Here is a 24108-nt window from a genome sequence, read left to right on the forward strand (position 1 = left end):
CCATGGGGATGACCTTCTCGGCCGTGACGGCCGCCGTCGGACTGTGCGCGGTGCTTCTCGGGTTCTTGACCGGGTTCGGTGGGATGTCGTGGGAGGGAGCGCTGCTCGTCTCGGGCGTCCTCCTCCTCGCGGTCGCCGGCGCCGTCCGCTGGTACAGCGGGCTCTCGACCGAGATCCCGCCCGCGCCCTGAGCGACGTCGGCCCACCCCACCGGCACGCCTGTGGGAGAGACCGGGTGCAGCGGGCAGGACGAGGGCCTCGAGAGACGGCAGCGAGGGCAGTGACGGGCGCACCGGCCGATGTGCATCAATCGACACTTTCGACGATTGATGCACGCTCCGGGGCGTCCGGCAGATGGTGGTCGGGGCGGTCATCAATCGACACTTTCGACGATTGATGCACGGCCGGCGGTCCGGGCGCGGGTGGGATCTGCGAGTCGGTGGACATCGCGGACCGCTGTGGCGCCGGACGCCGGACTAGGGTCGAACGCATGCGCTATCGACGACTCGGCAACAGTGGCTGTGCGGTCTCCGAGCTCTGCCTCGGGACGATGACCTTCGGGACGGAGACGGACGAGGCCGGCTCGCACGAGCAGCTCGACGTCTTCCTCGAGGCGGGCGGCACACTCGTCGACACCGCGAACGTGTACTCCGGCGGGGTGTCCGAGGAGATCATCGGCCGCTGGCTCAGCAAGCGGCCCACCGACGTCACCGACCGGGTCGTCCTCGCGACCAAGGGCCGCTTCGCCCTCGGGTCCGGCCCGAACAGCAGCGGCCTCTCGGCCCGCCACCTGACCCGGGCACTCGACGACTCCCTCGACCGGCTCGGGGTCGACTCGGTCGACCTCTACCAGGTCCACGCCTCCGACGAGCACACGCCGATGGAGGAGACGCTGCGCACCCTCGACGGGTTCGTGCAGGCGGGCAAGATCCGCTACTACGGCCTCTCGAACTTCACCGGCTGGCAGCTGACCAAGCTCGTCCACACCGCCCGCGCCCTCGGCCTGCGCCCGCCGGTCACCCTGCAGCCGCAGTACAGCCTCATCGTCCGCGAGATCGAGTGGGAGATCGTCCCCGCCGCCCTCGACGCCGGAATGGGCCTGCTCCCCTGGAGCCCCCTCGGCGGCGGCTGGCTCTCGGGCAAGTACACCCGCGACCAGCGCCCCACCGGCGACACCCGGCTCGGCGACGACCCGAACCGCGGGATGGAGGCCTACGACCGCCGGGGCACCGAGCGGACCTGGCGGATCATCGAGGCCGTCGAGCAGGTCGCCGAGGCCCGCGGGGTCTCGATGGCCGAGGTGGCGCTCTCGTGGGTCACCAACCGCCCGGCCGTCACCTCGACGATCCTCGGCGCCCGGACCACCGAGCAGCTGCGGGCCAACCTCCGCTCGGTCGACGTCGAGCTGACGCCCGAGGAGGTCAGCGCCCTCGACACCGCGAGCGACCTCGGCGCGACCGACTACCCCTACGGCGAGATGGGCGTCCAGCAGCGCAGCCGCGACCTCGCCGGCTGACGCCGCGCCACCACCGGCGGTCGCGAGACCGCCGGCCTCGAGGCCACCCGCCTAGCGGGTGGCCTCGCTCATCTGCCGCAGCTCCTTCTTGAGGTCGCCGATCTCGTCGCGCAGGCGCGCGGCGAGCTCGAAGTGCAGGTCCGCCGCCGCCTGGTGCATCTGGGTGGACAGCTCCTGGATGAGGCCCGCCAGCTCGCTCGCCGGCAGGTTCTTGCCGCGCTGCGTGCCCATCGCGGCATCGGCGTCGGCGGCCACCGCACCACGGCCGCGGCCGCCGTCGGCCTTGCCGCGCGAGCGGGCGCGACCGGAGCCCAGGAGCTCCTGGGTGTCGGCGTCCTCCCGCTGGAGCATGTCGGTGATGTCGGCGATCTTCTTGCGCAGCGGCTGCGGGTCGACGCCGTGCGCGAGGTTGTACGCGACCTGCTTCTCGCGGCGGCGGGTCGTCTCCTCGACCGCGTCGCGCATCGACGGGGTCAGCTTGTCGGCGTACATGTGCACCTGGCCCGACACGTTGCGCGCCGCGCGCCCGATGGTCTGGATCAGGCTGCGGGTCGAGCGGAGGAAGCCCTCCTTGTCGGCGTCGAGGATCGCCACGAGCGACACCTCGGGCAGGTCGAGGCCCTCACGCAGGAGGTTGATGCCGACGAGGACGTCGTACTCCCCCATCCGCAGCTCGCGCAGCAGCTCGACGCGACGCAGCGTGTCGATGTCGCTGTGCAGGTACCGAACTCGCACACCGTTGTCGAGGAGGTAGTCGGTGAGGTCCTCGGCCATCTTCTTCGTCAGGGTGGTCACGAGGACGCGCTCGTTCTTCTCGCTGCGCAGCCGGATCTCGTGGAGCAGGTCGTCGATCTGCCCCTTCGTCGGCTTCATGATCACCTCGGGGTCGACGAGGCCGGTGGGGCGGATGACCTGCTCGACGTAGCCGTCGCTCTTGGCCATCTCGTAGTCGCCCGGGGTCGCCGACAGGTAGACCGTCTGCCCGATCCGCTCGAGGAACTCCTCCCACTTGAGGGGCCGGTTGTCCATCGCCGAGGGCAGCCGGAAGCCGTGCTCGACGAGGGTGCGCTTGCGGGACGCGTCGCCCTCGTACATCGCGCCGATCTGCGGCACCGTCTGGTGCGACTCGTCGATGACGAGGAGGAAGTCGTCGGGGAAGTAGTCGAGGAGGCAGTTCGGCGCCGACCCCGGCTCGCGGCCGTCGATGTGCATCGAGTAGTTCTCGATGCCGGAGCACGACCCGATCTGGCGCATCATCTCGATGTCGTAGGTCGTGCGCATCCGCAGGCGCTGCGCCTCGAGCAGCTTGCCCTGGCGCTCGAAGGTGGCGAGCTGGTCCTCGAGCTCGCGCTCGATGCTGCCGATCGCCCGCTCCATCCGGTCCGGGCCGGCGACGTAGTGCGAGGCGGGGAAGACGTACATCTCCTGCTCCTCGCGCACGACCTCGCCGGTCAGCGGGTTGAGCGTGTAGAGCGCCTCGACCTCGTCGCCGAAGAACTCGATGCGGACCGCGTGCTCCTCGTAGACCGGGATGATCTCGACGGTGTCGCCACGGACCCGGAAGGTGCCGCGGGTGAAGGCGAGGTCGTTGCGGGTGTACTGCATGTGGACGAACTTGCGCAGGAGGTCGTCGCGGTTGACCTCGTCGCCGACCCGCAGCGGGACCATCCGGTCGACGTACTCCTGCGGCGTGCCGAGGCCGTAGATGCAGGACACGGACGCGACGACGATGACGTCGCGCCGGGTGAGCAGGCTGTTGGTGGCGCTGTGCCGCAGCCGCTCGACCTCCTCGTTGATCGAGGAGTCCTTCTCGATGTAGGTGTCGCTCTGGGGGACGTACGCCTCGGGCTGGTAGTAGTCGTAGTAGCTGACGAAGTACTCGACGGCGTTGTGCGGCAACAGCTCCCGGAACTCGTTGGCCAGCTGCGCGGCTAGCGTCTTGTTCGGCGCCATGACGAGGGTCGGGCGCTGGACCTGCTCGACGAGCCACGCGGTGGTGGCCGACTTGCCGGTGCCGGTGGCGCCGAGGAGGACGACGTCCTGCTCCCCGGCGTTGATGCGGCGGGCGAGCTCCTCGATGGCCTTCGGCTGGTCGCCCGCCGGCGAGAACTCGGAGACGACCTCGAACGGCGCGACACGGCGCTGGAGCTCGGTGGTGGGGCGCATGCATCCACGGTAGGCCCCGCCACCGACAGGGGGTGCGGCCGCGTCCGTCCGGACGGGATCCGCGCCCCTCCGCGGCGCCCACGTGCGACGATGACCGGCGTGCCCGCGCCACCGACCGTCCGCCGGGGCTCCAACCTGCCCCGCGTCGGGGGCTACAACCAGGTCGTCGTGCTCGAGGCGATCCGCCACCACCCCGACGGCCTGAGCCGGGTCGAGCTGGCCGAGGCCACGGGCCTCTCCCCCCAGGCCGTCTCGAACATCTGCCGCCGCCTGCTCGACGACGACCTCGTCGTCGAGGCCGGCCGCCGCGCCCAGGGGCCGGGCAAGCCGCGCACGCTGCTGCGCCTCAAGCCCTCGGGTCGCTACGCCGTCGGCGTGCACCTCGACCCCGCGGTCGTCAGCCACGTCCTGCTCGACCTCACCGGCCGCGCGGTCGCCCGCACGGCCCGGGCGCTGCGCCCCGGCGCCGACCCCGACGAGGTGCTCCGCGACGTCGTCGAGGACGTCGACCGCCTCGTCGCCGGGTCCGGCATCGACCCGGGCCGGCTCGTCGGCGTAGGGGTCGCCGCGCCGGGCCCGATCGACCGGGCCGCGGGCACCCTCGTGCGCCCCCCGAACCTGCCCGGCTGGGAACGGGTCGCGGTGCGCGACAGCCTCGCCGACGCGACCGGGCTGCCCGTGCTCCTCGACAAGGACGTCGTCGCCGCCGCCGTCGGCGAGGTCTGGGCCGGCGGCCTGGGCCCCGGCGCGACGGCCGTCTTCCTCTACCTCGGCACCGGTGTCGGCGCCGGCCTCGTCGTCGGCGGCGAGGTGCTGCGCGGCGCCTCCGGCAACGCCGGGGAGGTCGGCCACCTCGGCACCGGGGCCTCGGGCCCGTCGTGCTGGTGCGGCCTCGGCGGCTGCCTCGGCGAGGTCTGCGCCCCGGCCCAGGTCGTCCGCCGCGCGGTGCGCGAGGGCATCGGTGACTGGGACCTCGACCCCGCCGCGCTCGACCCCGCGACCGACCCGGCGCTCGCCCCGCCGGCCGGCGACCCGCTCCACCCCGGCACCTCGGTCCTCGTCGCCTTCGACGCCTTCTGCGACCTCGCCGACGCCGGCGACCCGCGGGCGGTCGCGCTCCTCGAGGACTGGGCACGCCACGTCGCGAAGGCGGTCACCGACCTCGTCGACGTTCTCGACGCCGACCAGGTCGTCTTCGGCGGCCCGCTGTGGGCCCGGCTCGCCCCGACCTTCCTCACCCACGTCCCGGCGCTGGTGCGCGGCCGGGCCGTCGGCGCGGCCATCCACCCGGTCGCGGTGCGGGGCACCGTGCTCGGCCCCGACGTCGCTGCGGTCGGCGCCGCCAGCACGGTGCTCGACCACGCGTTCAGCGCCCGGTCCTCGGCCCTCCTCGTCGACTGACCCGGCCGTCGGCCGCCGTCCACCTGTCGAGACGACGTGTCCACGGACCCCGCCTCCCCCTTGACGGCAGTTAGTCCATTTGATGTATAAACCTCGCAAGGCGGGTCAACGGTGACCCGCGAACGCGAAGGGACCCCCCGATGCAGCGCACCCGTCCTGCGGCCCTCGGTGCCGTCGCCCTCTCCCTCGGGATCGTCCTCGCCGGTTGCGGCTCGGGCTCCTCCTCCGGGTCGGGCGACACGAACACCATCACGGTCGCCTACCAGCGCACGGCGCAGTTCACCCAGCTGGACTCCGTGCTCAAGAAGGCCGCCTCCGAGTACGAGGCCGCCAACCCCGGCAAGAAGGTCAAGCTGACCGCGATCGAGGCCGAGCAGGACCAGTACTTCACCAAGCTCGCCCTGATGAACCGCTCCCCCTCCACGGCCCCCGACGTCATCTACGAGGACAGCTTCCAGGTCCGCTCCGACGCCGCCGCCGGCTACCTCGCCCCGATCGACGAGCAGCTCGCCGGGTGGTCGGACTGGAGCCAGTTCGACGACGTGGCCAAGCAGGCCGGCCTCGGCGACGACAAGAAGACCTACGGCGTCTCGATGGGCACCGACACCCGCGCGCTGTTCTACAACAAGGACATCTTCGCCAAGGCCGGCCTCCCGACGGACTGGAAGCCGAAGACCTGGGACGACGTCCTCAGCGCAGCCCGCACCATCAAGCAGAAGGCCCCGGGCGTCACCCCGATCAACGTCTACGCCGGCAAGGCCGCGGGCGAGGCCACGTCGATGCAGGGCTTCGAGATGCTGCTCTACGGCACCGACAGCACCCTCTACGACGACTCCACGCAGAAGTGGGTCACCGGCTCCCCCGGCTTCAAGGACAGCCTGTCCTTCTACCAGACCATCTTCGGCGAGAAGCTCGCCCCGGCGCTCGACGTCGCGCTCGACGCCACCGTCGGCTCCCGCGTCGCGACCGAGATGCTGCCCAGGGGCGAGCTCGCCATCGCGCTCGACGGCTCGTGGCTGCCCGGTCAGTGGATCGAGGGCGACAACGCCTGGAAGGGCTGGGAGGACACCATCGGGTTCGCCCCGATGCCGACCCAGAACGGCCAGGCCCCCGGGTCGGTCTCGATGTCGGGTGGGTGGCTGCTGTCGGTCGGCGCCAACGCCAAGGACAAGAACGCCGCGTTCGACTTCATCAAGGTCGCGCTCAACCGCGATAACTCGCTGAAGTACGACACCGAGAACAGCCAGATCGCGGTCCGCAAGGACGTCGCCTCCGACGAGAAGTACCTCTCGTACAACCCGTCGTTCGAGTTCTTCTCCTCGCTCGTCCCGACGACGCACTTCCGGCCGGCGACGCCCGACTACTCGCAGATCTCCGGCAACATCCAGGTCGCGGCGGAGTCCGTGGCGACCGGGTCCTCGACGCCGGACGAGGCGGCGAAGGCCTACGACGAGGGGCTGGTCGGCATCGTCGGCCAGGACAAGGTCCAGGGCGGCTGAGGTGAGCACCGCCCTCGCTCCCGCCCCGAGCCGCCGCCCCCGCGGCGGCCCGGGGCGGGGTGCCTCCACCGGTGGGCGGCGCACCCTCCTGCGCCTGCTGCCCCTCACCCCGGGCGTCGTCCTCATGGGGATCTTCCTCGTGGGCCCGATCGGCTACGCCCTGTACGGCTCCCTGACCAACGCGGCCCTCTCGGGCTACCGCGCCGTCGCCCCCGAGTTCGTCGGGTTCGACAACTACACCCAGCTCTTCACGAGCAGCCAGTTCTGGGAGTCGGTCTGGCTCACCCTCGTCTTCGTCGTCGGGTCCGCGCTCATCGGCCAGAACGTCCTCGGGATGGCCCTCGCGCTCCTCGTGCGCAACGGCCCGAAGCGCCTGGGCCCGGTCGTCAGCTCGCTCGTCGTCACGGCGTGGGTGCTCCCCGAGATCGTCGCGGCCTTCACCCTCTACGCCTTCTTCGCGACCGACGGCACGCTCAACGAGATGCTCGGCTGGGTCGGCCTCGACGGCCCCACCTGGCTCATCACCGTCCCGCTGCTCACCGTCGTCCTCGCCAACGTCTGGCGCGGCACGGCCTTCTCGATGATGGTCTACTCGGCCGCGCTCGCCGAGGTCCCCCCGGACCTCACCGAGGCCGCCGAGATCGACGGCGCCGGCTGGTGGCAGCGCTTCATCCGCATCACGCTGCCGATGGTCCGCCGGGCCATCGCGACGAACATGATGCTCACGACGCTGCAGACCCTCGGCGTCTTCACCCTCATCTGGGTGATGACCGGCGGCGGCCCCGGGACCCAGAGCTCGACGCTGCCCATCCTCGCCTTCCAGCAGGCGTTCAAGTTCGCGCAGGTCGGCTACGGCACGGCCATCGCGACCGTCACGCTCCTCGTCGGCGCGCTCTTCGCCGTCGTCTACGTGAAGGTCCTCAAGCCGGAGGTCGACTCATGACGACACCCACGACGACCCCGACGCCCAGCGCGGCGCTCCCGGTCCCGCCCACGGCGACGCGTCCCCCGCGGCGCCCCCGCCTCAGCCCCGCCGCACCGGCCCGCACCAAGGGCCCGCGCCTGGCCGCCGGCCTCGCCCTCGTGCTCGTCGGCCTCGCGTTCCTCGTGCCGCTGGCCTGGATCCTGCTCTCCTCGGTCAACCCCGCGGCGACCGTGTCGACGTCGTGGCCGGGCGAGCCGACGCTGGAGAACTACCGGGAGGTCCTCACCCCCGAGCTGACCTTCCGCCCGCTCCTCAACTCGCTCGTCGTCTCGGGCGCCACGGCGGTCATCGTCGTCGTCGTCGCGACGCTCTCGGCCTACCCGCTCTCCCGCTACAGGATGCGGTTCAACCGGGCCTTCCTCCACACGATCCTCTTCGGCAGCTGCCTGCCGATCACGGCGGTCATGGTCCCGGTCTACGCGCTCTTCGTCACGCTCGGGCTGCTCGACTCGGTGCCCGGCACGGTCCTCTTCCTCTCCGCGACGGCGCTGCCCATGGCCGTCTGGATGACGAAGAACTTCATGGACTCCGTGCCGGTGTCGCTCGAGGAGGCGGCCTGGGTCGACGGCGCCAGCTCGATGCAGGCGCTGTGGCGGGTCGTCGTCCCCCTCATGCGGCCGGGCATGGCCGTCGTCTTCATCTTCGTCTTCACGCAGGCGTGGGGGAACTTCTTCGTCCCGTTCGTGCTGCTGCTCGACCCCGCGAAACAGCCTGCGGCGGTGTCGATCTACACGTTCTTCGGCACCAACGGAGCGGTGGCCTACGGGCAGCTCGCCGCGTTCTCCGTCCTGTACTCCCTGCCCGTGCTCGTCCTGTACCTCGTCGTCCAACGCCTCGGAGGCGGCTCGTTCGCCCTCGCCGGCTCCGTCAAGGGTTGAGAGGAAACACCACCCGTGCACGCCAACAGCCACCTCGTCGAGCTGCGCGTCGACCGCTTCGTGCGGGAGCGCCTCGTCCCCGGTCTCCATCGCCGCCGCACCCCCCTCACCGTCGAGTGGTGGGAGGCCCCCGGCGAGCCCGTCCCCTTCGCCGAGGCCACCGCCTCCGCGTTCGAGCCCGTCTCCCCCGGCACCCGCTGGGGCCGCCCGTGGGGCACGACGTGGTTCCGCGCCACCGGGACGGTCCCCGAGGGCTGGGGCGGTGACGGCACCCGCGTCGAGGTCGTCGCCGACCTCGGCTACTCCGAGGACCACCCCGGCTTCCAGGCCGAGGCCACCGCCTACCGGCCCGACGGCACCGTCATCAAGGGCCTGCACCCGCGCAACCGGTACGTGCCGCTCGCCGCGGCGTCCGCGGACGGCCGCTCCGTCGAGGTGGTCCTCGAGGCCTCCTCCAACCCGGACGTCGCGGGCGCCGGTGCGTTCACCTTCGAGCCGACGCCGCTGGGCGACCTCGCCACCGCCGGGCGGGAGCCGCGCTACCGCTACGACGGGGTCGACCTCGCCGAGGTCGACGTCGAGGTCTGGGAGCTGCTCCAGGACGTCACCGCCCTGCGCGGCCTCGTCGCCGAGCTCCCCGCCGGCAGCCGTCGGGCCGGGGCGCTCAAGGCGCTCGAGGACGCCGTCGACGCCGTCGACCCCGACGACGTCGTGGGGACCGCCGCGGCCGGCCGGGCCGCGCTGCGACCGGCGCTCGACGCCGGGGCGGACGCCAGCGCGCACCGCGTCGTCGCCGTCGGCCACGCGCACATCGACTCGGCGTGGCTCTGGCCGACGCGCGAGACCGCGCGCAAGTGCGCACGCACCTTCTCCAACGTGCTCGCGCTCATGGACGAGGACCCGGACCTCGTCTTCGCGTGCTCCTCGGCCCAGCAGTACGCCTGGGTGCGCGACAGCCAGCCCGAGCTCTTCGAGCGGATCAAGGAGCGCGTGCGCGAGGGCCGGTTCGTGCCGGTGGGCGGCATGTGGGTCGAGTCCGACACCAACATGCCCGGCGGCGAGGCCCTGGCCCGCCAGTTCGTCGCGGGCAAGCGGTTCTTCCTCGAGGAGCTCGGGGTCGAGCCGGAGGACGTCTGGCTCCCGGACTCCTTCGGGTACACCGCGGCGATGCCGCAGATCGCCCTCGCGGCCGGCGCCCGCTGGTTCCTCACGCAGAAGCCGTCGTGGAACGAGACCAACCGGATGCCGCACCACACCTTCTGGTGGGAGGGCATCGACGGGTCGCGGGTCTTCACCCACTTCCCGCCGGCCGACACCTACAACTCGGACGTCTCGGCGGCCGACCTCGCCCGCGCCGAGCGCAACTTCTCGGAGAAGGGCCGCACCGACCTCTCCCTGCTGCCCTTCGGCTACGGCGACGGCGGCGGCGGCCCCACCCGCGAGATGCTCGCGGCCGCCGCGCGGACCCACGACCTCGAGGGGTCGCCGCGCGTCGAGCTCGGCGACCCGCACGACTTCTTCCGCCGGGCCGAGGCGGCCTACCCCGACGCGCCGGTCTGGAGCGGCGAGATGTACCTCGAGTTCCACCGCGGGACCTACACCTCGCAGGCCCGCACCAAGCGCGGCAACCGGCGCAGCGAGCACCTCCTGCGCGAGGCCGAGCTGTGGGCGACGACGGCCGCGGTCACCACCGGCGCGGAGTACCCCTACGACGCGCTCGAGCAGGCGTGGCACACCGTCCTGCTCCAGCAGTTCCACGACATCCTCCCGGGCTCGTCGATCGCCTGGGTGCACCGTGAGGCCGAGGCGCACTACGAGCGCGTCGCCGGCGAGCTCGAGACGGTGGTCGAGGACGCCCTGGCCTCTCTCGCGGGCGAGGGCGACCGCGAGGTCGTGTTCAACGCGGCGCCGCACGACCGCGACGGGGTCACCGCCCTCGGCGCGGCGGTCCTCGACGGCTCGGGACCGGAGACCCCGGTCCGGGTCGAGGACTCCCCCGACCCCGACACCGGTGGCTGGGTCGTCGACAACGGCCTCGTCCGCCTCGTCGTCGACCGCGACGGGCTGCTCGCCTCGGTGCGCGACCTCGCCGCCGGCGGGCGCGAGGTCCTCGCGCCGGGCAGCCGCGGGGCCCTGCTCCAGCTGCACCGCGACACCCCGACCCAGTGGGACGCGTGGGACGTCGACGAGCACTACCGCCGGCACACGACCGACCTCGTCGACGCCGAGCTCGTCGAGCTCGTCGAGAAGGGGCCGGAGCGGGTCGCCGTCCGGGTGGTGCGGACCTTCGGCTCCTCGCGGGTCGAGCAGGTGCTCGCGCTGCGGGCGGGCAGCCGGGTCGTCGACGTCGAGCTCGACGTCGACTGGCACGAGCGGCAGAAGCTGCTCAAGCTCGCCTTCCCGCTCGACGTCCACGCCGACCGCGCGGCCTCCGAGATCCAGTTCGGCCACGTCCTGCGCCCGACCCACACGAACACCTCGTGGGACGCGGCCCGCTTCGAGACCTGCGCCCACCGCTGGGTGCACGTCGGCGAGCCGGGCTACGGCGTCGCGGTCGTCAACGACTCGACGTACGGCCACGACGTCGGCCGCACCTCGCGCGGCGACGCCGAGGCCACCCCCGGGACGACGACCACGGTGCGGCTCTCGCTCCTGCGGGCGCCGGTGTACCCGGACCCGGAGGCCGACCAGGGCCGCCACCGGCTGCGCGCCGGGCTCGTCGTCGGGGCCGAGGTCGCCGAGGCCGTCGTCGAGGGCTACCGGGCCAACCTCCCGGTGCGCTCGGTCCGCGGCGCAGCGGCACCGGCACCGGTCGTGCGGGTCGAGGGCGACCCGGGCGTCGTCGTCGAGGCCGTCAAGCTGGCCGAGGACCGCAGCGGCGACGTCGTCGTGCGGCTCTACGAGGCCCACGGCGGCCGGGCGCACGCCCGCCTCGTCGCCGGCTTCGAGGCGAGCGAGGTCGTCGAGACCGACCTGCTCGAGCGCCCGCTCGAGCAGCCGCGCGCGCTGACCGGCAGCGACGGCTCGCTGTCGCTGCGCCCCTTCCAGATCGCGACGCTGCGGCTGCGGCGCGCCCGCTGACGCGGGCGGGCCCCGGGGAGGCTCAGTCCCCCGGGGTCCGTCCGGCAGGGGCCGCGTCGCGCGCGGCGGTGCCCTTCGACCCGACGACCCGCTCGACGAGGTAGAGCACCACGCCGAGCGCGAGCAGCCCGGCGCACCAGAGCAGGGACGTCGGGTCGTCGTAGATGGAGAACGCGAGGATCGCGAGGTTGCCGACGAGGCCGAGGACCAGCAGCGGGGTGTTCGCGCGGAAGGTCTTCTCGTGCTCGTCCCGCCCGCGCAGGCGCAGGCACGCCACGATGACCAGGGCGTAGATGAACAGGAGGAAGACGACCGTCACCAGCGCGAGCCGGTTGACGAGGTCGATGCCCCCGCCCGCCTGGAGGACCACCGTCCCGGTGACGAGCAGGGCCGCCACGACCAGCCCGCTGAAGAGGAGACCGACCCACGGGCTGCGCCGGCGGGGGTGGATCGTCGCGAACACGCCGGGCACGACGTCCTCGCGCGCCATCCCGTAGAGGATGCGCGGCTGGGTGACGAGGGTGACGAGCGTCGTGTTGGTGATGGCCACGAGGGCGATGACCGAGAAGACCGTCGCCATGACGTCCGTCGAGAACGGCAGGATGCCCTGCTTGACGACCTCGAGCAGCGCGGCGTCGGAGTCGGCGAGCCGGTCGACGGGCACGGTGAGCGCGGCGGCCATCGACACGAGCACGTAGACGACACCCGCGACGACCATGCCGCCGACGAGCGAGCGCGGGAAGTGCCGGTGGGGGTCGACCGTCTCCTCGGCCACGTTCGCCGTGTTCTCGAAGCCGGTCATCGCGAAGAACGAGAACGCGATGCCCGCGAGGACCGCGAGGGCCGGGTTGCCGTCGACGTTGACGTCGGCGAGGACGCCGAAGTCGGCGTCGCCCTGGACCACGTGGTAGATGCCGATGGCCATGATGATGAGCAGCCCCGCCACCTCGACGAAGGTCATGAGCATGTTCATGACGACCGACTCGGTGATGCCGATGAAGTTGACGACGAGGAGCACGGCGACGAACACGAGCGAGACGAGCAGCGCCGGGGGGCCGGCACCGTCGAAGAGGGTGGCGAAGTAGGACGCGAACCCGGTGGCCAGCGACCCCGTCGCGGCGAAGCTCGCCGAGAGGAACGACACCGTCACGAGGAAGGTGAGCACCGGGCTGCCGAACGCCTTCTTGACGTACAGCGAGGCCCCGGCGGCCCGGGGGTACTTGGTGACGAGCTCGGCGTAGGCCGAGCCGGTGATGGCGGCGACGACGATGCCGAGGCCGAAGGCGATCCAGAAGGCTCCCCCGACAGCGGCCGCGACGAGCCCGACGAGCACGTAGATGCCCGAGCCGAGGACGTCGCCGAGCGTGTAGAAGAACAGCTGCGTCCCGGTGATGGATCTCTTGAGCCCGCTCGACGGCTCGTCGACGGTGGTGGTGTCGGTCGTGGTCACGAGGTCCCCAGTTCGTCGGACGGTGCTGCGGCCCCCTCGCCGCAGCGCGATCCGACCACCCTGTCACACGTGGGGACCGGGGTCGCGGGTCAGGCCCCCGGGGTCCACCCGGTGCGCTCCGCCCAGGCGAGAGCCCGCGGGTGGGCCGCGTCGAACCAGGGCTCCTTGGCGTCGGCGTACTCCTGCGTCGTCACCAGCCGCGCCGCGAGGTCGGCCTTGACGGCCGCGTAGGCGTCCCGCTCACCGGGCTCGGCGCGCAGCCAGTCACGGAACAGGAGGGCGAACTGCCATCCGGGAGAACCGACCTCGCGCACGTGGACGTGGGCGACGCGCCCCGGGTCGGTCGAGCCGTGGAACCGCTTGGGCCAGGGCCGGCCGTCCTTGCCGTGGTCCTCGTCGACCCCGTCGACGCGCACGAAGCCCATCCGGGCCATCCCCGCGACGAACGCCGGCGCGTCGGCGTCGGCGAGGGACGCGACACCCACCTGGAGGTCGACGACGTCCTTGGCCGGGAGGTGCGGCACGGCCGTCGAGCCGACGTGGTCGAGCGTCGCGGCGGCCTCCCCCACGCCGTGGCGGACCCGCGCGAGCAGGCGGGCTGCGGCCGGGGCCCACCCGTCGTCCGGGGGGCACAGGACCGGGGCGGGCAGCCGGCTGCGCGTGCCGGTGCGCAGGTTCTCGGCGAAGGGCTCGAGGCGCTCGTGCCAGAGCCGGCGGACGGCGGTGGCCAGCGCCTGCGGGCTGCCCTCGTTCGGAAGCCAGACGTCGGCGGCGGCCCGACGGGCCGCGTCGTCGGCCTGCGCCGCGACCCGGGCGCGGGCGTCGACCTCGTCCATCCCCCGGTCCCGGACGAGCCGGCCCACGCGCACCTCCTCGTCGGCCCCGACGACGACGACGAGGTGGTACTCCCCCGTCATCCCCTGCTCGACGACGAGCGGCATGTCGTGGACGAGCACCCCGCCCGCGGGGACGGCGGCGACGAGCTCGGCGGTGCGGGCCCAGATCGCCGGGTGCGTGATCGCCTCGAGATCGCGCAGCGCGGCGGGGTCGCCGAAGACGACGCGCCCGAGCGCGGCCCGGTCGAGCGAGCCGTCCTCGCGCAGCAGGTGCGACCCGAACCGCCGGGCCACCTCGGCCAGGGCCGGGCGGCCCGGCTCCACGACCTCGCGCGCGACGGCGTCGGCGTCGACGACGTGCGCCCCGAGCCGCGCCAGCTCGCGGGCGGCGGTCGACTTCCCGGACCCGATGCCTCCGGTCAGGCCCACGCGCAGCATGCGGCCGACCCTACCGGCGCGCCCCCACGATGCCCCGTGCCCGGACCCGACCGGCGGGTAACCTCCTCGGGTGACGACCGAGACGCGGGGGGCCCCGACCGCCGGGACCCGTGCCGGCGCGCCCGGGAGCCGCCTGCTCGCGCTCGACGGGCTGCGCGGCGTCACCATCGTCCTCGTCGTCCTCGGCCACCTCAGCGCCTTCCTCTGGCCGGTGGAGGGCATCCGCTCGACCCCGTGGCTGCGCGGGCTCGTGGCCGGCGGGGCCGTGCCGATCTTCTTCGTGGTCAGCGGGTACATCGTCACCGCGGGCCTGCTGCGCGAGGACGAGCGCGGCACCCTCGACCCCGTCCGCTTCTACGCCCGGCGGCTGGTCCGGCTCGGCGCGCAGGTCGTCCCGCTGTGCGCCGCCGTCGTCCTCGTCGCCGCCCTCGACCCGACCGACACCGCGCCGGCGGGGTCGACCGTCACGACCGTGACCCACACGCTGACCTACACGAACAACTGGCTGTACGCGCTCGACCCGCTGCAGGCCCGCCCCGACCTCGGGCACCTGTGGTTCCTCTCGGTCCAGCAGCAGTGGTACCTCGTCCTGCCGCTGGCGGTGGCCGCCCTCGCGGCCCGACGCCGTGTCCTCACGTGGGTCCTCGTCCTGCTCGCCGTCGCGTCGGCGACCTACCGGCTCGTCGAGGTGTCCGACGCGACCTGGTTCGGGCTCTCGGTCGGCACCTTCGCGCGGGCCGACGGCCTGCTCCTCGGGGCCGCCCTCGCCGTGGCCCTGCCAGCGCTGCGGCGCCTCGCCCCCCGGGCCTCCGTCGTCGGCACCCTCCTGCTCGTCGCGGTGCCGGTCCTGCTGTCCGTCGGCGGCGAGCTCGGTCCCTACGCCTACCTCGAGGACTGGAGCGTCGCCTTCGTCCTCGTCGCGGCCGGCCTCGTGGCCGCCGTCGTCCTCCACGAGCGCGAGAGCGGCCTGACCCGGGCGTTGTCGGCCCGCTGGCTCACCTGGCTCGGCCGCGCCTCCCTCGTCGTCTACGTCTGGCACTACCCGGTGATCTTCTTCGTCGGCCGCCACGTCGGGCCCGACGCCTCCCCCGTGGTCACGACGGCGGTCGTCCTCTCCGTCGTCGGGGTCATCACGGTGGTCAGCCACCGCTGGGTCGAGGAGCCGGTGCGCCGCTGGCTCGCGACGCACCTGCGCCCGGCGCCCACCGACCGGCCGCTGCCGCCCGCGCCCGGGGTGGGCGTCGCGTGAGCACCGCCCCGCCCGTCTCGCCGCCCTCCACCCTCCACGGGGTGGTGCACCGCTCGCTCCCCGTCGACGGGCTGCGCGGCGCGGCGATCGCCCTCGTCGTGCTCTTCCACGCCCACGTCGTCTGGCCGACGAGCGAGCGGCCCCCGCTCGGCTCGCTCGGGGCGCTCTTCCAGGGCGGCAACATCGCGGTCAGCGCGTTCTACGTCATCAGCGGGTACCTCGTGACCGAGCGGATGCTCGCCGCGACGGCCCAGCGTCGGGTCTGGGGTCCGCTGCTCTACCTCGAGCAGCGCACGGTCCGCATCGCGCTCCAGCTCTACGTGCTGCTCGCGGCGGTCCTCGTGGCCTGGCGCCTGGACCCCACCGACACCACCTCGAGCGACACGACCATCCGCTCGGTCCTCGCGACCGCCACGTTCACCTTCAACACCTACGTGCGCGACCACGCGCTGGCCGCCCGCTCGGACCTCGGCCCGCTGTACTTCCTCAGCATCGACGTGCAGTTCTTCGTCGTCGCGGCCGTCGTCGTCATCCTGCTCGCCCGTCGCCGGCGGCTGCTCGTCGGGGTCGCCGTCGTCGCGCTCGTCGCCACCTTCTGGTGGCGCTGGCAGCTCTACCTCGACGAGGGCTGGTTCCGGGCGGCGCTCACGACGACCGCCCGGATGGACGGCCTCCTCGCGGGCGCCGCCGCCGCGGCCCTGCTCCAGGGTCGACCGCCCCCGGCGTGGCTGCGCCGGCACGCGACGGCCCTCGCGGGGAGCGGGCTGCTGCTCCTCGTCGGCCTCCTGCTCAGCTGCGTGTTCGTCGGGATCGACGGGTACTTCGGCCTCCAGGGGGTGCTGGCCACCCTCGCCGCCACGGCGCTCGTCGTCGGTCTGGCCAACGGCGCCGCGGCCGACGGCCTCGGCAGCCGGCTGCTGTCGGCGCGACCGCTCGTCGTCCTGGGGCAGGCCTCGCTCACGGTGTTCCTCTGGCACATGCCGGTCTTCCAGGTGGTCCAGCGGCACGCGGGCACGTGGGACACCCTCCCCCGGCTGCTCGTCACCGCCGTCGCCCTCGGTGCCGTCGTCGTCGGCGTCCACCGGTTCGTCGTCCCGGCCGCCGAGGGCGTCGTCCGGCGCGTCTTCGGCTCGCGCCGGCTCTCGCGGCTCGCGGGCCGCGCCGGCTCAGGCGTCGGCGAGGCGCGCGGGGAAGCCGCCCGTCGCGACGGGTGACCAGCGCGTCGGGGTGATCCGCAGCAGCGACTTGCCCTGCTCGACCATCGCCCGCCGGTACTCGTCCCAGTCGGGGTGCTCGCCGGAGATGTTGCGGAAGTACTCGACGAAGGGCTCGACGTCGTCGACCGCGTCGACGACCTCGGCGTCACCGTCGACCTGCACCCACGCGCCACCGAAGTCGTCCGAGAGCACGAGGACGCTGCAGCGCCCGTCGCGCCGGGCGTTGCGGACCTTGGCCCGCTCGGGGTAGCTCGTGACGACGATGCGGCCGGCGTCGTCGACCCCGCCCGTGACCGGCGAGGCCTGGGGGCGCCCGTCGGACCCGCGCGTGGTCATGAGGACCATGTGGTGGCGGGGACGGACGAACTCGAGGAGGTCGGCGAGCTCGACGGAGGTGTTCGTGGCGATCGTGCGTGGCATGGCTCCACCCTGCCACGCACGACCACCCCGTCAGGCGCCGAGCCGCTCGCCGCTCTCGGCGTCGAACACGTGCGCCTCGGCCTCGAGCGGACGGACGCGCACGACGTCGCCGACCTCGACCCCGGCGCGCTTCGGCGTCTTGATGGTCACCCGCTCGCCCTCGGCGCCGTCGACCGCCGGGCGGCGCCCGTAGACGAAGGACTCCGAGCCCAGCGCCTCGACGAGCTCGACGGTCAGCTCGAGCGCGTCGGGGTCGTCGGCGCCGGCGATGCGCCACGCCTCCGGCCGCAGCCCGACGACGACCCGGTCGCCCGCGGACGCCGTGACCGACCGGTCGAGCGCGACCGGCACGCCGTGGACGTCGGCCCGCCCCTCGCGCAGCGGCGCCTCGACGAGGGTGATCGCCGGGGAGCCGATGAACGAGGCGACGAAGGTGTTGACCGGCTTGTCGTAGAGCACCTCCGGGGCGTCGACCTGCTGCAGGCGGCCGTCCTTCAGCACGGCCACGCGGTGGCCCATCGTCATCGCCTCGACCTGGTCGTGCGTCACGTAGACCGTCGTCACCCCGAGCCGGCGCTGCAGGCCCGCGATCTGGCTGCGGGTCGAGACGCGCAGCTTGGCGTCGAGGTTGGACAGGGGCTCGTCCATGCAGAAGACCTTGGGCTGGCGCACGATCGCCCGGCCCATCGCGACGCGCTGGCGCTGGCCGCCCGACAGCTGCCCCGGCTTGCGGTGCAGCAGGTCCTCCATCTCGAGGATGCGTGCCGCCTCCTCGACCCGGGTGCGCGTCTCCGCCTTCGGCACACCGGAGTTGTCGAGCGCGAAGGCCATGTTCTGCGCGGCCGTCATGTTCGGGTACAGGGCGTAGCTCTGGAAGACCATGGCGATGTCCCGGTCTCGCGGACGCACGCCCTTCTGGTCGTGCCCGTCGACGAGGATGCGCCCGTCGTCGACCGGCTCGAGACCGGCGAGCATCCGCAGGGTCGTGGACTTGCCACAGCCCGAGGGACCGACGAGGACGAGGAACTCGCCGTCCTCGATGTCGAGGGTCACCGCGTCGACCGCCGGGGCGGTGTCCTTGGCGTAGCGGCGGGTCGCCGCGTCGAAGTAGACCGTTGCCATGGGGTGGCTCTCCTCAGAGCTTGGACTTGATCTGGTTGTCGAAGACCTGCTGGCTCTCCTGGTCGAGGCCGGCGAAGACGGTCGCGACGTCCTGGCCCTGCGCCACCTGGTCCAGGCCCTTGCCGATGCGGGCGCCGCCGCCGGGCAGGAGCACGCGGACGTTGTCCTGCGAGCGGGTCTGCGGCAGCTGGTCGATCGCGGTCTTGGCGTTCGGGTTCTTCGCGAGGTAGTCCTTCTCGGACTGCAGCTCGACGGCCGACTTGCGCACCGGCATGTAGCCCGTCGCCTGGGTGAAGGTCACGGTGCTCTCGGCGTTGGTGAGGAACTCGGCGAGCTTGACCGCGTTGGCCTTGCGCGCATCCGAGATGTTCGCCGGGATGCCGAGGCCCGCGCCTCCGGTCGGGCAGTTGCCCTCACCCGGGAGGAACGCGGTGCCGACCTCGAACTTCGCGTCCTTCGTGATGCCGCCGAGCGAGCCGGTGGACTGGAGGATGCAGCCGGCGAGCCCCGCCGAGAAGTCGGCCTCCGGGGTCGCGTTGAACTTGACGACGCCGCCCTTCGCGAGGTCCTGGAGGTACTGGCCGGCCTTGACGGTGCCCTCGGCCGAGAAGGTGGGCGTCCACTCCTGCGAGTAGCCGCCGCCGTAGCCCCACGCCATGTTCTGGAAGTGCCAGTCGAGGTAGTTCGAGCCGTCCGGCAGCTCCATCGCGAACTTGCCGTTGCCGGCGGCCGCCTTGAGCGCCTCGGACCACTCCTTGAACTCGTCCCAGTCCTTCGGGCCGCGGTCCTCGAGCCCGGCCTTGGACCAGATCTCCTTGTTGTAGTAGAAGAGCGGCGTCGAGCGGGAGTACGGCAGCGCGAAGTGGCCGCCGTCGAAGAGGTAGTCGCCGTAGAGGGCGTCGACGTAGTCCGCGGTGTCGATCTTCGCGGTCGTCAGCAGCTCGTCGAGGGGGGTCAGCTGCTTGTTGAGCGCGAAGTTGAACCACGTGACGTCGGAGACGACGACGAGGTCCGGCAGGGTCCCCCCGACGAGGGCGCCGTTGAACTTCTGGGCGACCTCCTCGTAGTTCTTGCCGGCGTCGACGAGCTTGACGGTGATGCCGGGGTTCGCCTTCTGGAAGGCGGCGATGAGCTCCTGCTCGACCGGCTTGCTGTTGCCCGGGTGGTTGCTCCAGAGCTCGAGCGTCGTGCCGTCGCCCCCCTGGTCGGAGGTGGCGCTCGTGCCGGTGCCGGCGCAGGCGCTGAGGCCGGCGGCGCCCGCGACGCCGGCGAGGCCGAGGAACCCTCGGCGGGTGACGTTGTTCATGGTGGTGCCCTCCCTGTGGTCCGGGCCTGCTCGCCCGGGGTGGATGTGCGTGGTCGGTCGTGCGTCGTCGGTCGGTGCTGCGTCGTCGGCGCGGGTCAGCTCTTGACGGCCCCCGCGGTGAGGCCCTTGATCATCTGGCGCTGCAGGACGAGGAAGAGGACGAGCACGGGCAGCATCGCGAGCACCGTGCCGGCCATCACCGGACCCCAGTTGGTGACGCCGTCGTTGTTCTGCAGGAGCGTCAGGCCGACCGGCAGCGGCGCGGTGCGCTGGTCGTCGGACATGAGGAACGGCCAGAGGTACTCGTTCCACTCGTTGACGACGGTGATGAGCGAGAAGGCGACGAGCGTCGGCCACGACATCGGCAGCACGACCCGCCAGAGCAGCTTGATCGGGCCGGCGCCGTCGAGGCGGGCGGCCTCGATGATCTCGCCCGGGAGGCTGAGGAACTGGTTGCGCATGAGGAAGGTCCCGAAGGCCACCCCGGCGAGCGGGATGATGATGCCCTGGAAGGTGTTCCGCCAGCCCAGCTGCGCGACGAGCGCGTAGTTGCTGATGACCGTGATCTGGTTCGGCACCATGAGCGCGGCGATGACGACGAGGAAGACGACGTTGCGGCCGGGGAACCTCAGCAGCGAGAGCGCGTACGCGCTGATGACCCCGAGGACGATCTTCGACGCCGAGAGCACGAGCGTGATGATGACCGAGTTGCGGAAGTAGTCGAGGAACGGGATGCGCGTCGTCACGTCGCGGTAGTTCGCGGTCGTCCCCGGGTCGGGGAGCCACTGCGCCGGCTGCACGTAGATGTCGCCGCGCTCCTTGAGCGAGGTGATGACGATCCAGAAGAGCGGGACGCCGACGACGAGCAGGACGACGACCATCCCGGCGTAGCCGGCGACGGTCATCCCGCGGGAGCGGTGCGAGGCGGCCTCGGCCCCGTGCGCGCGCGCCGTCACGACCGCTGCCCCCGGTCCATGATCCGCACCTGGACGACGGTGACGAGCAGGAGGATGAGGAACATGACGGTCGCGACCGTCGCGCCGTAGCCGGCCCGCTGGTTGACGAACGTCTCGCGGTAGACCTGGTAGACGAGCGTCATCGTGCCGTCGCCCACGGGTCCGCCGCGGGTCATGACGTTGATGATGTCGAAGACCTGGACCGAGCTGAGCAGCACGGTGATCGAGAGGAAGAAGGTCGTCGGGCGCAGCTGCGGCAGGAGCACCTTGCGGAAGTGCGTCCACGGGGAGGCGCCGTCGATCTCGGCGGCCTCGTCGAGGTCCGCGCGCCGGCCCTGGAGGGCCGCGAGGTAGATGACGAAGGTGTAGCCGAGGTTCTTCCAGATGTAGGTGAAGGTCACCATGAACAGCGCCCAGCCGGAGCGCTGGTAGAAGTCCGGCGCCTCGACGCCGATGCGGGCCAGGAGGTCGCGCACGAGCCCGAAGCTGGGGTCGAAGACGAACTGGAAGGCCACGCCGACCGCGGCTCCGGAGATGACGAAGGGCGCGAAGACCGCCGAGCGGACGAGGTTGCGCCCGCGCAGCCGCTGGTCGAGGAGGACGGCCAGCCCGAGGCCGAGAGCCATCGAGATGCCCACCGTCGCCACGGTGAAGACGAGCGTGTTCCCGAGGACGGTGCGGGTGTCCTCGCGGCCGAACCACTCGACGTAGTTGGCGACCCCGACGGGGTTCGCGACCGGCGCCGAGATGTTCCAGTCCGTGAAGGACAGGCGGATGTTGTCGAGCAGCGGCCGGTAGGTGAAGACCACGAGCAGGACGAGGTTCGGGGCCAGGAGCAGCGCGGCGAGCGACCACTCCCAGGCGCGTCCGGACGAGCGTCGCGGAGGGGGGCCGACCGGCGCTGGCGGGCCGGCGGTTCCCCCTCGCGCGACATCGGGCTGGGTCGTCGACGTCGGCGGCACGCGGCCGACCCTAACCGCGTCGTCGGACCCACGGGGGCTTCGGCGTGAACGAGTTCCGTCCGGAAGGTGACAACTGTGAACGCGTCACGTCCGGACACGGGCGAGGGGCCCGGACCAGATGGTCCGGGCCCCTCGTGGCAGAGCCGGTGCGCCGTGACGGCGCGGTGGCTCAGTTGCCGGTGAGCTTCTCGCGCAGCGCGGCGAGGGCCTCGTCCGAGGCGAGCGTGCCCTCGGACTGGGTGACCTGCGGGCGGGGCGAGCTCTCGCTCGAGGAGGACGACGAGCCCGACTCCGAGGAGTACGAGGTCTCGGCGCTGCCGCCGGCGGCCTCCGCGTCGGCCTTGGCGAACGCCTCGACCTGGGCGCGGTGCGCCTCCCAGCGGGAGTGCGCCTCGGCGTACTGCTTCTCCCAGGCCTCGCGCTGGGTCTCGAAGCCCTCGAGCCACTCGTTGGTCTCCGGGTCGAAGCCCTCGGGGTACTTGTAGTTGCCCTGCTCGTCGTACTCCGCGGCCATGCCGTAGAGCGTCGGGTCGAACTCGACCTGGCCGGCGCCGTCCTCGTTCGCCTGCTTGAGCGAGAGCGAGATGCGGCGACGCTCGAGGTCGATGTCGATGACCTTGACGAAGATCTCCTGGCCGACGGTGACGACCTGCTCGGGCAGCTCGACGTGGCGCTCGGCGAGCTCGGAGATGTGGACCAGGCCCTCGATGCCGTCGTCGACGCGCACGAACGCACCGAACGGGACGAGCTTGGTGACCTTGCCCGGGACGACCTGGCCGATCGCGTGGGTCCGGGCGAAGTGCTGCCACGGGTCCTCCTGCGTCGCCTTGAGCGACAGGGAGACGCGCTCGCGGTCCATGTCGACGTCCAGGACCTCGACCTTGACCTCGTCGCCGACCTCGACGACCTCGGACGGGTGGTCGATGTGCTTCCAGGACAGCTCGGAGACGTGGACGAGGCCGTCGACCCCGCCGAGGTCGACGAACGCACCGAAGTTGACGATCGAGGACACGACACCCGTGCGGACCTGGCCCTTGCCGAGCTCCTTGAGGAAGGTCGTGCGGACCTCGGACTGCGTCTGCTCGAGCCACGCACGGCGCGACAGGACCACGTTGTTGCGGTTCTTGTCGAGCTCGATGATCTTGGCCTCGATCTCCTTGCCGACGTACGGCTGGAGGTCGCGGACGCGACGCATCTCGACGAGGGACGCCGGGAGGAAGCCGCGCAGACCGATGTCGAGGATGAGGCCGCCCTTGACGACCTCGATGACGGTGCCGGTGACGACGCCGTCCTCCTCCTTGATCTTCTCGATCGTGCCCCACGCGCGCTCGTACTGGGCGCGCTTCTTGGACAGGATCAGGCGACCCTCCTTGTCCTCCTTCTGGAGGACCAGGGCCTCGACCTCGTCGCCGACCTTGACGACCTCGTTGGGGTCGACGTCGTGCTTGATCGACAGCTCGCGCGAGGGGATGACGCCCTCGGTCTTGTAGCCGATGTCGAGGAGGACCTCGTCGCGGTCCACCTTGACGATGCGACCCTCGACGATGTCGCCGTCGTTGAAGTGCTTGATCGTCGCGTCGATGGCGGCGAGGAGGTCTTCCTCAGATCCGATGTCGTTGATCGCGATCTGGGGGGCGGTCTTGGCGACCGTGCTGGCAGTCATGTAGTAGGAACTCCGATGTGGACAGATGGAATCGATGGGATGCTTCGCGCGCACGCGCGACCCACGCAGGGCACACGTGTGCCGGGCCAGACTACTCGGCCGCGGCCGTGGCGGGCAAAACGTCGGGACCGGGACCGGTCGGGAGCGCCGACCGATGACCTCCGAGGCCGGGCGCCGACCCGTCGACGCCGCCGAGACCCTCGCCGCGAACCGCTCCTGGTGGGACGGCGAGGCCGAGGACTACTACGCCGAGCACGGCGCCTTCCTCGGCGACGACGCCTTCGTCTGGGGCCCGGAGGGCTGGACCGAGGCCGAGCTGGACCTGCTCGGCGTGCGCGACGGCATGACGGTCCTCGAGATCGGCGCCGGCGCCGCCCAGTGCTCGCGCTGGCTGGCCCGCACCCACGACGTCCGGGTCGTCGCGAGCGACCTCTCGGCGGGGATGCTGCGCACCGGCCGCCGGCTCGACGCGCGGGGCGGCACGACGCCGCTCCCCCTCCTCCAGTGCGACGGCACGGTCATCCCCCTCGCCGACGCCTCCGTCGACCGGGTCTTCACCGCCTACGGGGTCATCCCCTTCGTCGCCGACAGCGGCGCCGTGCTGCGGGAGGCCGCCCGGGTGCTGCGGCCCGGCGGGCGCTTCGTCTTCTCGACCTCGCACCCGGTGCGCTGGGCCTTCCCCGACGTGCCCGGGCCGGCCGGCCTCACGGTCTCGCAGTCGTACTTCGACCGCACGCCCTACGTCGAGAGCGAGGCGGGCGTCGTCACGTACACCGAGCACCACCGCACCCTCGGCGACCTCGTGCGCCAGGTCGTCGCGGCGGGGCTCGTGCTGCGCGACCTCGTCGAGCCCGAGTGGCCCGAGCGCAACGAGGCGGAGTGGGGCGGCTGGTCGCCCCTGCGCGGGCGGGTCCTGCCGGGCACGGCGATCCTCGTCACCGAGCGCCCGGGCTGAGCCCGCCC

The 24108-nt window shown here is 72.3% G+C and carries 19 protein-coding genes; 10 read left to right on the plus strand and 9 right to left on the minus strand.

Annotation, left to right across the window (positions count from 1 at the left end; translation table 11 throughout):
• Positions 1-2 precede the first annotated feature (2 nt).
• Together HL663_RS13600 and HL663_RS13605 are read left to right on the plus strand one after the other, a co-directional pair.
• A complete protein-coding gene (locus tag HL663_RS13600) occupies positions 3-191 on the plus strand; it encodes a hypothetical protein (RefSeq protein ID WP_173028879.1) in 189 nt (62 codons plus the stop codon).
• Positions 192-490: 299 nt separating this feature from the next.
• Positions 491-1516, plus strand: coding sequence for an aldo/keto reductase (locus HL663_RS13605; RefSeq protein ID WP_173028880.1), 1026 nt, complete (start codon positions 491-493; stop codon positions 1514-1516).
• A gap of 51 nt (positions 1517-1567) precedes the next feature.
• On the opposite strand, the gene uvrB is transcribed toward HL663_RS13605, so the two are convergent.
• A complete protein-coding gene (gene uvrB, locus HL663_RS13610; RefSeq protein ID WP_173028881.1) occupies positions 1568-3682 on the minus strand; it encodes an excinuclease ABC subunit UvrB in 2115 nt (704 codons plus the stop codon).
• Between the two features lie 99 nt (positions 3683-3781).
• Between uvrB and HL663_RS13615 the strand changes: the two genes are divergently transcribed.
• The 5 genes from HL663_RS13615 (at position 3782) to HL663_RS13635 (ending at position 11526) form a co-directional block, all read left to right on the plus strand.
• A complete protein-coding gene (locus tag HL663_RS13615; RefSeq protein WP_502709028.1) occupies positions 3782-5083 on the plus strand; it encodes an ROK family transcriptional regulator in 1302 nt (433 codons plus the stop codon).
• A 140-nt stretch (positions 5084-5223) separates the two neighbouring features.
• Entirely contained in the window at positions 5224-6582 is a 1359-nt protein-coding gene (locus HL663_RS13620; protein ID WP_173028883.1) for an extracellular solute-binding protein, read from the plus strand.
• A gap of 1 nt (position 6583) precedes the next feature.
• Positions 6584-7525, plus strand: coding sequence for a carbohydrate ABC transporter permease (locus tag HL663_RS13625; protein ID WP_502709029.1), 942 nt, complete (start codon positions 6584-6586; stop codon positions 7523-7525).
• On the plus strand, positions 7522-8445 hold the full coding sequence (locus tag HL663_RS13630; protein WP_173028884.1) for a carbohydrate ABC transporter permease: 924 nt from the start codon (positions 7522-7524) through the stop codon (positions 8443-8445). The genes HL663_RS13625 and HL663_RS13630 overlap by 4 nt, the downstream gene beginning before the upstream one ends.
• Positions 8446-8460: 15 nt before the next feature.
• Positions 8461-11526, plus strand: a complete 3066-nt coding sequence (locus HL663_RS13635) for an alpha-mannosidase (protein ID WP_173028885.1) — start codon at positions 8461-8463, stop codon at positions 11524-11526.
• 22 nt (positions 11527-11548) lie between these two features.
• On the opposite strand, the gene HL663_RS13640 is transcribed toward HL663_RS13635, so the two are convergent.
• Together HL663_RS13640 and coaE are read right to left on the minus strand one after the other, a co-directional pair.
• Positions 11549-12976 (minus strand): APC family permease, encoded by a 1428-nt coding sequence (locus HL663_RS13640; protein WP_173028886.1) that lies wholly within the window; start codon positions 12974-12976, stop codon positions 11549-11551.
• Between the two features lie 89 nt (positions 12977-13065).
• Positions 13066-14250 carry a dephospho-CoA kinase gene (coaE, locus tag HL663_RS13645; RefSeq protein ID WP_173028887.1) on the minus strand — a complete coding sequence of 395 codons (1185 nt, stop codon included), beginning with the start codon at positions 14248-14250 and terminating at the stop codon, positions 13066-13068.
• Positions 14251-14320: 70 nt separating this feature from the next.
• Here coaE and HL663_RS13650 point away from each other — a divergent pair, with 70 nt between their 5' ends.
• Both HL663_RS13650 and HL663_RS13655 read left to right on the plus strand, forming a co-directional pair.
• Positions 14321-15499 carry an acyltransferase family protein gene (locus tag HL663_RS13650; RefSeq protein ID WP_173028888.1) on the plus strand — a complete coding sequence of 393 codons (1179 nt, stop codon included), beginning with the start codon at positions 14321-14323 and terminating at the stop codon, positions 15497-15499.
• Positions 15496-16713, plus strand: coding sequence for an acyltransferase family protein (locus HL663_RS13655; protein WP_173028889.1), 1218 nt, complete (start codon positions 15496-15498; stop codon positions 16711-16713). Before HL663_RS13650 ends, HL663_RS13655 begins: the two co-directional genes overlap by 4 nt.
• Here HL663_RS13655 and HL663_RS13660 read toward each other — a convergent pair.
• From HL663_RS13660 to rpsA, 6 genes are all read right to left on the minus strand, one after another.
• A complete protein-coding gene (locus HL663_RS13660; RefSeq protein WP_173028890.1) occupies positions 16666-17136 on the minus strand; it encodes a PPOX class F420-dependent oxidoreductase in 471 nt (156 codons plus the stop codon). The two genes, HL663_RS13655 and HL663_RS13660, sit on opposite strands and share 48 nt — an antisense overlap.
• Before the next feature lie 30 nt (positions 17137-17166).
• On the minus strand, positions 17167-18258 hold the full coding sequence (locus HL663_RS13665; protein WP_173028891.1) for an ABC transporter ATP-binding protein: 1092 nt from the start codon (positions 18256-18258) through the stop codon (positions 17167-17169).
• 13 nt (positions 18259-18271) lie between these two features.
• Complete coding sequence (locus HL663_RS13670; RefSeq protein WP_173028892.1) at positions 18272-19564, minus strand: ABC transporter substrate-binding protein; 1293 nt, start codon at positions 19562-19564, stop codon at positions 18272-18274.
• A 95-nt stretch (positions 19565-19659) separates the two neighbouring features.
• Positions 19660-20520: a carbohydrate ABC transporter permease gene (locus HL663_RS13675; RefSeq protein WP_286175629.1), complete on the minus strand. Its 861-nt coding sequence runs from the start codon at positions 20518-20520 to the stop codon at positions 19660-19662.
• Positions 20517-21482, minus strand: coding sequence for a carbohydrate ABC transporter permease (locus HL663_RS13680; protein WP_173028893.1), 966 nt, complete (start codon positions 21480-21482; stop codon positions 20517-20519). Before HL663_RS13680 ends, HL663_RS13675 begins: the two co-directional genes overlap by 4 nt.
• A gap of 169 nt (positions 21483-21651) precedes the next feature.
• Positions 21652-23145 (minus strand): 30S ribosomal protein S1, encoded by a 1494-nt coding sequence (gene rpsA / locus HL663_RS13685; RefSeq protein WP_173028894.1) that lies wholly within the window; start codon positions 23143-23145, stop codon positions 21652-21654.
• A gap of 154 nt (positions 23146-23299) precedes the next feature.
• On the opposite strand from rpsA, the gene HL663_RS13690 reads away from it, so the two are divergent.
• Complete coding sequence (locus tag HL663_RS13690) at positions 23300-24100, plus strand: class I SAM-dependent methyltransferase (protein WP_216842568.1); 801 nt, start codon at positions 23300-23302, stop codon at positions 24098-24100.
• Positions 24101-24108 lie beyond the last annotated feature (8 nt).

It is taken from the genome of Arthrobacter sp. NEB 688 (assembly GCF_013201035.1).
In the GTDB taxonomy this organism is placed as follows: domain Bacteria; phylum Actinomycetota; class Actinomycetes; order Actinomycetales; family Dermatophilaceae; genus Phycicoccus.

Coding starts and splice junctions, on each gene's coding strand:
- HL663_RS13600 (WP_173028879.1), top strand. CDS start 3: ATGGGGATGACCTTCTCGGCCGTGACGGCCGCCGTCGGACTGTGCGCG.
- HL663_RS13605 (WP_173028880.1), top strand. CDS start 491: ATGCGCTATCGACGACTCGGCAACAGTGGCTGTGCGGTCTCCGAGCTC.
- uvrB (WP_173028881.1), bottom strand. CDS start 3,682: ATGCGCCCCACCACCGAGCTCCAGCGCCGTGTCGCGCCGTTCGAGGTC.
- HL663_RS13620 (WP_173028883.1), top strand. CDS start 5,224: ATGCAGCGCACCCGTCCTGCGGCCCTCGGTGCCGTCGCCCTCTCCCTC.
- HL663_RS13630 (WP_173028884.1), top strand. CDS start 7,522: ATGACGACACCCACGACGACCCCGACGCCCAGCGCGGCGCTCCCGGTC.
- coaE (WP_173028887.1), bottom strand. CDS start 14,250: ATGCTGCGCGTGGGCCTGACCGGAGGCATCGGGTCCGGGAAGTCGACC.
- HL663_RS13660 (WP_173028890.1), bottom strand. CDS start 17,136: ATGCCACGCACGATCGCCACGAACACCTCCGTCGAGCTCGCCGACCTC.
- HL663_RS13665 (WP_173028891.1), bottom strand. CDS start 18,258: ATGGCAACGGTCTACTTCGACGCGGCGACCCGCCGCTACGCCAAGGAC.
- HL663_RS13670 (WP_173028892.1), bottom strand. CDS start 19,564: ATGAACAACGTCACCCGCCGAGGGTTCCTCGGCCTCGCCGGCGTCGCG.
- rpsA (WP_173028894.1), bottom strand. CDS start 23,145: ATGACTGCCAGCACGGTCGCCAAGACCGCCCCCCAGATCGCGATCAAC.
- HL663_RS13690 (WP_216842568.1), top strand. CDS start 23,300: ATGACCTCCGAGGCCGGGCGCCGACCCGTCGACGCCGCCGAGACCCTC.